The organism is Ferruginibacter sp., from assembly GCF_031430955.1.
In the GTDB taxonomy this organism is placed as follows: domain Bacteria; phylum Bacteroidota; class Bacteroidia; order Chitinophagales; family Chitinophagaceae; genus Ferruginibacter.
The window spans coordinates 1-8,412 of the sequence record NZ_JANPCM010000305.1 but is presented as its reverse complement, the minus strand read 5'-3'; the positions used below and the strand labels follow the sequence as shown (position 1 = coordinate 8,412).

General features: G+C 35.9%; 8 protein-coding genes. 5 read left to right on the top strand and 3 right to left on the bottom strand.

All coding sequences use genetic code 11. From position 1 onward, the window contains the following. The first annotated feature begins 133 nt into the window (after positions 1–133). From ACY65O_RS08595 to ACY65O_RS08575, 5 genes are all read left to right on the top strand, one after another. Positions 134–442, top strand: coding sequence for an FtsB family cell division protein (locus ACY65O_RS08595; RefSeq protein WP_462220444.1), 309 nt, complete (start codon positions 134–136; stop codon positions 440–442). A gap of 93 nt (positions 443–535) precedes the next feature. Beyond that, entirely contained in the window at positions 536–775 is a 240-nt protein-coding gene (locus ACY65O_RS08590; protein ID WP_462220443.1) for a hypothetical protein, read from the top strand. Positions 776–829: 54 nt separating this feature from the next. Next, positions 830–1,480 (top strand): endonuclease III, encoded by a 651-nt coding sequence (gene nth, locus ACY65O_RS08585; protein WP_462220442.1) that lies wholly within the window; start codon positions 830–832, stop codon positions 1,478–1,480. Between the two features lie 65 nt (positions 1,481–1,545). After that, positions 1,546–2,457 (top strand): DUF6089 family protein, encoded by a 912-nt coding sequence (locus ACY65O_RS08580; RefSeq protein WP_462220441.1) that lies wholly within the window; start codon positions 1,546–1,548, stop codon positions 2,455–2,457. A 188-nt stretch (positions 2,458–2,645) separates the two neighbouring features. After that, positions 2,646–3,581, top strand: a complete 936-nt coding sequence (locus ACY65O_RS08575; protein ID WP_462220440.1) for a hypothetical protein — start codon at positions 2,646–2,648, stop codon at positions 3,579–3,581. Between the two features lie 95 nt (positions 3,582–3,676). Here ACY65O_RS08575 and ACY65O_RS08570 read toward each other — a convergent pair whose 3' ends face one another. From ACY65O_RS08570 to ACY65O_RS08560, 3 genes are all read right to left on the bottom strand, one after another. Further along, on the bottom strand, positions 3,677–5,425 hold the full coding sequence (locus ACY65O_RS08570) for a T9SS type B sorting domain-containing protein (protein ID WP_462220439.1): 1,749 nt from the start codon (positions 5,423–5,425) through the stop codon (positions 3,677–3,679). A gap of 42 nt (positions 5,426–5,467) precedes the next feature. After that, positions 5,468–7,045, bottom strand: coding sequence for a DUF1501 domain-containing protein (locus ACY65O_RS08565; RefSeq protein WP_462220438.1), 1,578 nt, complete (start codon positions 7,043–7,045; stop codon positions 5,468–5,470). 18 nt (positions 7,046–7,063) lie between these two features. Next, positions 7,064–8,412: DUF1800 domain-containing protein (locus tag ACY65O_RS08560; protein ID WP_462220437.1), on the bottom strand; the 1,349-nt coding region annotated here is incomplete at its 5' end.

Below are 8,412 nucleotides of genomic sequence, written 5' to 3'. Positions count from 1 at the left end.
TTTATCCAAAAGGAAAGATTAAATTTGGTCAATAAATATTGGTTTAGAGTTTAGAAGTTTTGTAGTTTGGTTAAAGCAAACTCTAAACTTCTAAACCCCTAACTTCTAAACCCCTAACTTCTAAACAAAAAACTTGAAGTTTTTACAACACATACCATCGTGGCTTAAAAATAAATACCTTATCTCTGGTGTAGCATTTTTAATTTGGATGCTTTTTTTTGAAAAAAATGATTTGTTTTTGCAGGTGGATAGATTAAATCGTTCAAAAGAATTAACAAAAAACGAGCAATATCAAAGCATACAAATTACCGAAACCCATAAAGAACTTGGCTTTTTAAAAACAAGTGCCCAAACCATTGAAAAATATGCCCGTGAAAACTATATGATGAAAAAAGATAATGAAGATCTCTTTATTATAAACTCCCCCTCCGAAAGCAAATAAATTTGTATTAAAATACAATATCGCCGTAAAAATACCGTTTATAATTACGGATAATGGATATTTAATTTTTTAACACAAGCCACTTTATTGTTTATGCACAACTTTACACAGGAAGATTTATTACTGTATTTGTATAATGAAACTTCCCAAAAACAAACAGTCGAAATAAAGGCTGCTTTGGAAACCGACTGGAGTTTTCGTGAAAAATTTGAAGAGCTTACATTGGCTCAGAAGAATTTGGAAACGTTACAAATGTCGCCAAGTCAGCAGACTATTGATAACATTTTAAATTATGCTGAAAAAGCTATTAGCGAACTTTCTGCATCAGTTTAAAATCGTAATCTTTTTAACGTAATTTAGTCCTGCCCTTGTGGTGGGATTTTTTTTATGACCAAAAAAGAACGTTACCAGTTTGTTATTGATTATTTTTTACAGCATGCCCCCAATGCTGAAACAGAATTAATTTACGATAATCCATTTCAGTTATTAGTATCTGTAATTTTATCGGCGCAATGCACCGATAAAAGGGTTAATCTTACCACGCCTTTAATTTTTGAAAAATATCCCACTGCAGCAGCACTTAGTAAAGCAAGTTTTGAAGAACTTTTTCCTCTTATAAAAAGTATATCTTACCCCAATAATAAAACCAAACATTTAATTGCAATGGCCAATATGTTAATGCAAAAATTTAATGGTAAAGTACCTATGACGGTGGATGAATTAATTGAATTACCCGGTGTAGGAAGAAAAACTGCAAACGTTATAACTTCAGTTATAGATCAGCAACCCAATATGGCTGTTGATACCCATGTTTTCAGGGTAAGTGCAAGAATTGGGTTAACCACAAAAGCAACAACTCCTTTAGCTGCCGAAAAACAATTAATAAAAAACTTTCCGGCTCATTATGTTTACAAAGCTCACCATTGGCTTATACTTCATGGCCGTTATGTTTGTACAGCACGAAACCCTAAATGCAGCATTTGCGGATTAAAAAGCGTTTGTAAATTTGTTGCTATTAAAAAAAAGGTTGATATTTAACATTGAAATTCAGGCCATCCTTTTAAAAAATCATTCCATTTCTAACTAAAAGGCAACCTTAATTCATGAAAAGATTAGCATCTTCAGTATGTATGGTTATTATAATAACATGCATTCCCCGGCAAACCACTGCACAACCCGATTTTTCTGATGATCTTTATTACTACAATACTGTTACCTACGAAATTGGTGGATCACTTGGTGTAATGAACTGCCTTACCGATTTAGGTGGCCGTAAAGGAGATGGTAAGAAGTTTATTAAAGACCTTAATCTTGGTAATACACAACCAGCCGGAAGCATTTTTGTAAGTGCGGTTTATAAAAATGCCTTGGTATTGAGAACTGAGGCCACCTGGGGAATTGTAAAAGCAAGTGATGCTGTGCTAAAAGATGTTAAAGAATCAACTTCGGGCAGATATGAGAGAAACCTCAGTTTTAGGAGTACAATTTTTGAGTTGTCGCTGGTTACAGAAATTCATCCCCGCTATTTTAAAAAATATAATAAAAACGAAACCCTTCCAAGAATTTCTCCTTATTTGCTTGGAGGCTTGGGTTTTTTTAGTTTTAATCCCCAGGCAAAATTAAATGGCACTTTGGTTAACCTTAATCCATTAAATACAGAAGGGCAGGGATTTGCAGAATATCCTGACAGAAAAGTTTATAAATTAAAACAAATTAATTTTCCTTTGGGGGCAGGTATAAAATATAAAATTTCGGAGCTTTTTAATTTTAGTGCAGAATGTGTTTACCGCATTTTAAATACTGATTACTTAGATGATGTAAGCACTACTTATATTGATAAGAATTTATACCAAAAATATTTTAATGGAGATATGTTAACGCAGGCTTTAGCATTACATAATCGTCAAAATGAAATATCGCCTTCGCACATTACCAACCCGGGGGATATAAGGGGGAATCCCCAAAAAAATGACGCCTTCTTTTCTATTAATTTTAAAGTAGCCCTGATTTTTTAATTTTTAAGATAAGCGAATAAAAACAATTTTTAGGGTGCAGCAAATTGTTGTTACCAGGCATCTTGAAATTTGTAAACAAATAACCAAGAGTGGAATATTTATTGCTGAATAATCCCTTTATTTGTATCCCATTCAATATCTCCCAATAAAGCCAGGCCAGATTACTAATACAAAAGGATATTTATTACATGAAAAAACTGCAATTAGCCACGGCACTTCTTTTTTTATTGGTTTGCTTTTCTAAAAAAACTACTGCCCAGTATTATTTTTACGATAATAACTATTACGACAACCCCATTGTTTTTGAATTAGGAGGTTCGGTGGGTATAATGAACTGCCTTACAGATTTGGGTGGAAATAAAGGCATTGGAAAAAAGTTTATAAAGGATCTAAATTTTGGAAACACACAATTAGCAGGAAGTGTCTACTTAAGTGCAATTTTTAAAAATGCTGTTGCAATAAGAGTTGAAGGAACTTTTGGCCAGGTAAAAGCTTATGATAGTATTTTAAGGAAAAATAAAACCACTACTTTTGGCAGGTACGAACGTAACCTGAGTTTTAGAAGTTCTGTTACAGAATTTTCTGCCCTCGCAGAAATTCATCCTTTGTACATTTTTAAAAAATATGATGAAAACGATGAGATGCCCAGGTACTCGCCTTACATAGTTGCCGGTGTTGGTTTTTTTTCGTTTAATCCACAGGCTAAATTATTAAATAAGTGGGTTGATTTGCAGCCGCTAAGTACCGAAGGGCAAGGGTTTGCAGAATATCCTAAAAGAAAACCGTATAAGCTGCAGCAAATGAGTTACCCTGTTGGTGTTGGTGTTAAATACGAACTATCGCCAATGCTTAACCTAAGGGCAGAATGTGTTTACCGTATTTTATCAACCGATTATTTAGATGATGTAAGTACCAATTATATTGATGCAAATCTTTACTCCAATTATTTTACAGGAACAAAAATAACTAATGCTTTGTTATTAAACGACCGGCAGTACGAGTTAGACCCCACCCATATTACAAATGATGGCGACCAGAGAGGCAACGCCAAAAACAATGATGCTTATTTTACTTTTAATCTTAAAATAGGGATAATATTTGGCAGGGAGAGAGTGAAAAGGTAAAAAAAACTGTGAGGTTTTGTAACACTTTATAATTCAAAAAGTATTTGTTGATGTAAGAGTTTTTAAATTTTAATACCCTGCATAAACCTCACAGGTTATCGCAGCAACAAAACCGATCCCTGCTTTTGTATAAGTTGTCTGGTACTTGGTTTTGTATAAATAACCGTCCACACATAGCCCCCCATATTTAATAAACTGCCTTTTATTTTTCCATTCCATCCTTCGAGCGGATCTGTAGTAAAATAAATTTTTTCGCCATAACGATTAAAAATCGTCATGCTGTAATCTGTCATATCGCAGGCATGCAAAGGCCGGAAGTTATCATTAACCCCATCGCCATTTGGTGTAAATGCATTGGGTAATAATAAAGCACAGGGACAACTTTCAAAAACAATATTTATTTGTGCAGTATCTCTGCCACAACCATTTTGCGCTATTATCCTGTATAAGCCAGATGCAGTTGCAGTGTACAAACCACCCACTGCTCCATCCTGCCATTTATAATCGGCTGCATTTGCAGTCGGCTTTATAATAAATGTTTCTCCCCTGCACAGTGCTGTATCTTTTGGTAATCCCAATTTTAAAGTATCATTAAAAACTACATTTAGGCTGTCGTTAAAAATACAATGGCCAACCGTTGCCGTTACTGCATAAAAACCCGGCTTGTAAATGAAATAGGTAGATTGATTGGTGTTATTCTGATCGTCACGCTGCGGTGGAATAGATTCCCATTTATAATTTCCTGTTCCAAAATCGGCATCAAGCACCAGTGTAGTACCCTGGCATAAAGAAGTATCATTGAAATTTAATTGTTTGTTGCCACGGTATCTTACAATCATAGTGTCCACCACTTCGCATTGTTTGGCAATATTTACAAATGCCCAGTACCGGCCTTCGTTATTTATGGTAATGGTTGAATCGTTATCAATATTATAATTTACGGCATCATTTACATTTAAACCTTTGCTGCTCCAGGCAAAGCCTGTTGCACCACTAACATGTGCAGTTAAATTAAAAATTTCTTTTGGGCACAATAAAGTATCGGGGCCTAAATTAAATGGCGGTGCAGCATAATTGCTAAAATTAATATTTACTGTATCGCTGTATGCGCCGCAGCCTGCAACATTTATATTAACAATATAACGGCCACCCGGTGCTGTTACAGCAAGCTGTGATTGTGTTTCCGGCAAAACTATTCCATTTAACAACCATTGATAGGTTGCATTTTCGCTTGTTGCATTTAATGAAATTTGCTCTCCCTGGCACATTATATGATCTCTGCCTAAATCAAGTTTCGGTTCTGCAGTAAAAAAAACACCAATGGTATCCGTAACCTGGCAGCCATTTATTTTTACTGTATAAGCGCCGCTTTCTTTAACTGCAAGTATAGGCCCTTTGGTAAGTGTATCATCGTTCCATTCATACATGGCATTGGCAACTAAGGGTGCATTTAAAATATAGGTACCTGTATCTCCACATAAAAAAACATCGGGGCCAAAATTGTGCACTACCGGCAAAACAAAAGTAATGGTGTCAGTTAAATCAATGGTGCCTGCGCCAGCGTCAACTACATGTAATGAAACAATATAAGTACCTGGTGTATTATAAATATGATTAGCCTGCTGAATACCTTTCGCTGTATTTAATAATCCACTTGCTGCATCCCCAAATTTCCAAATGATGGTATCAGGGAATTGCGCTGTTTCAAAAACTGTAGAATTAAAAATTACCGAAGTGCCTGCACAGGCTGTACTGTGCTGTATTGCAAAAGGCATTTGCGCTATTGCTTTTTCAACTGCAAAAGTTAAGCAGAAAAAAAACAGTATTTTAAAAAAGCACTTCATCTGGTTTATTTTAATACAGTTTTGGAGTTTTGAATAGTATAATTAGTATCCTCTAACTTTTAGCATTGGCCGTACTTGCTGTAAAGAACCGTTTTGTAACCTTGCATAATAAACACCACTTGCTAAAGTTGCGGTGTTAAACGTAACTGTATAAGTACCCGCTGTATAAAGTTGATCTGCCAGTGTTGCAATTCTTTTACCTGCTGTATCAAATATTTGCACCAGTGTATGGCCACCTTCGGTTTTAAAAGTAATTTTTGTTGAATTGGTAAATGGATTAGGGTAATTGATAATTAAATTACTACCCAAATTATTAAGTTCCTGCATATCCATATTACATGCAGTAGATTTTATAACCGGCAGGTATTGATAATTTTTCAGCAATACGGTATCAACATCCTGTGGTGGTAAACAAAACCAATCTCTTAAAATTGTTGAATACACCGATCGAAAATCGTATTGCATCGGCACGTTATCAATGGCCTGTCCACTTGCAGGCATATCAGGGTTTTTACCGAGTATGCCCTGCTTAACGCTATCGCCAAATAAAAATATGGGTTGTGCGGCGCCGTGGTCGGTACCTAAGCTTCCGTTGCTTTGCATGCGTCTTCCAAATTCTGAAAATGTCATTCCCAAAACTCTTTTTGAAACACCTAAACCTTTAAGATCTTGTGTAAATGCAGTAATTGCTTCGGAAACCTGTTTTAATAACCCACTGTGATTACCGGTAAGTGTGTTACCGCCATTTACCTGGCCAGCATGTGTATCAAAACCACCCATGCCTACCATATAAATTTTTGTTTTCAACCCACCGGCTACTAATTTGGCAACTGCTTTTAATTGTGCTGCTAAATAATTATCGGCAGGGTAAGCACTTTGCTGTGTAACTTTTGCAGCAGCAGTTTTTATAACTTCTGCATATCGGTTAGTTTGCCTTGCAATGGTGCGTAAATAAGTCAACTCCACACCGCTTGGCGTATTGGGTGTTGGGTCTTGTATTGCATCAATTAAATTATAAAAATTCAAACTCTCATCAATGGCCAGTGCATCAAAACCTGTGGGGCTTAAAAATACAGGGGATAAAACCGAACCAAGTTGCAATGCCAATGGATCGGGCATAGTATCATTAGGAAAACCAACCGGGTAATTGGGATACTGGTGATTTAAATAGCGGCCAGCCCAGCCCGTTGATAAATATTGTTCTGCATCTGCACCCGTAGTCCATATATCCATTGAACGAAAATGTGAACCATTTGGTGATGGATAACCCACAGCCTGTATGGCACATAATTTTTCATCGTTATACATTTGCTGCATACCGGTTAATGATGGATGCAAACCAGATTTAAGATTGTTATTTAATTTTAAAACACGGCTTTCAGGTATAGCAATATTGGGTCTTATACGATTGTAATCGCTGTAAAATTCTAATGGTATAATTGTATTTAAACCATCGTTACCGCCGGCTAATTGAATTAACACCAGTACATGATCATTATCGGCACCGGAAAGCGATTGTAAAAAAGCAGCGTTGCCAAATGCTTTTACCGACATGCTGCCTAATATGGAAGGCAGTATTGCACCTTGTATAGTTTGTTTTAAAAAAGATCTTCTTTGCATAGATAAGGAATTGGATGTTTAACACAAATGATATTCTGGCAGGTTCATTATATATTTATAAAAAGATTTTAACCGGCTTTGTACAACCGCTTTATTTCCAACATCAGCAGTGTTGGCTTTATACGCATCCCAGGCATTCGTCCAGTAATGATCCTGTACCTGGCCACTTAATAAAATAGAACGTTTAATAAATTCTTTTGCACTTTCAGATAAGGGATACCGCAATAAAATTTCCAGCGATTGTGTAATTAATAAATTGGGATCACGGGGATTTGCAAATTGATCGGCAAAGGCAATAGCATCAATTACTATAGTTTGATTATTGTTCATAATACCGTCAGCAATCATTCGGTCGGTAAAAATATTTCTTCGGGTGTAGGTTGCCGTATTTACCCATAACTCATGAAAAGCCGGCTCCTGGTAATAGGCATACCATCCTGCTACTTCCGGTATTGCACCCAGCTCCTGCTGCATTTCTCCTGCTTCGTACTGAATACTTTGCCATACAGCATAAGTAGCTTCGTTATCATTTGGGTTTGGAAGTGTTATACTGTACTCGTTACATAAATCAATTACAAAATCCAACGGGCTTTTAATAATGCATGCCGATGAATAAATAAGATCGTAAAAATGTTTGCTCTTAAATAATGTTGCCAGTACCGGTTGAATATTGAAATTGTTATTCCTGAATATTTGTGCCAGCGGTGTAATTATTGTTTGTTCAATACTGCTGTCAATTTTATAATAAATAAAAAAGCGGTAGATTTTTCTGCAGATATGTTTAGATAATTCTTCCTGTGCAAAAATCATATCCATTAAATTATCCACTTCATTTGCCCCATTGGCTCCACTGTAACCTGTAATAATTTTATTGCTGTAAAAAGAAGAAAATTCTTTGTTAGTTGAATCGTGTTTTGCTGCATCAAAAAAATAAGTAAATGTAGTTGGGTTAACGGTGTGGCCTGTTAATACCAGTGATGCAGCTTTTACATCATCTTCGCTGTATTTTGAATTGAGGCCTTTACCAACGGTATATAACTCTTGTAATTCTCTTGCGAAGTTTTCGTTAGGCGATCCTTTTACATTACTCTCTCCATTTAAAAAATATAACATAGCAGGATCCAGTGTAATAGCTTTTACCATAGCTTTAAAATTACCCAGTGCATGCTGGCGCAATGTTAAATAATGATTGTGCCAAAACTTTGCTTTTATTTTATCGCCTGAGTTGCTGGTGTCTGTTGCAAAATGATTGTGCCAGAACACCACTAATTTCTCGTGAATAGAACGTGAAGGTTGTACCGCCTGCCCCAGCCACCATGTTTTAAAAGAATCAATTCTTTTTTGATTGAGTTCTTTATCGGCAAGAT

Excerpts from the sequence above, each read along its gene's own strand:
- ACY65O_RS08590 (WP_462220443.1), top strand. The coding sequence starts at position 536 with ATGCACAACTTTACACAGGAAGATTTATTACTGTATTTGTATAATGAA.
- nth (WP_462220442.1), top strand. The coding sequence starts at position 830 with ATGACCAAAAAAGAACGTTACCAGTTTGTTATTGATTATTTTTTACAG.
- ACY65O_RS08580 (WP_462220441.1), top strand. The coding sequence starts at position 1,546 with ATGAAAAGATTAGCATCTTCAGTATGTATGGTTATTATAATAACATGC.
- ACY65O_RS08575 (WP_462220440.1), top strand. The coding sequence starts at position 2,646 with ATGAAAAAACTGCAATTAGCCACGGCACTTCTTTTTTTATTGGTTTGC.
- ACY65O_RS08570 (WP_462220439.1), bottom strand. The coding sequence starts at position 5,425 with ATGAAGTGCTTTTTTAAAATACTGTTTTTTTTCTGCTTAACTTTTGCA.
- ACY65O_RS08565 (WP_462220438.1), bottom strand. The coding sequence starts at position 7,045 with ATGCAAAGAAGATCTTTTTTAAAACAAACTATACAAGGTGCAATACTG.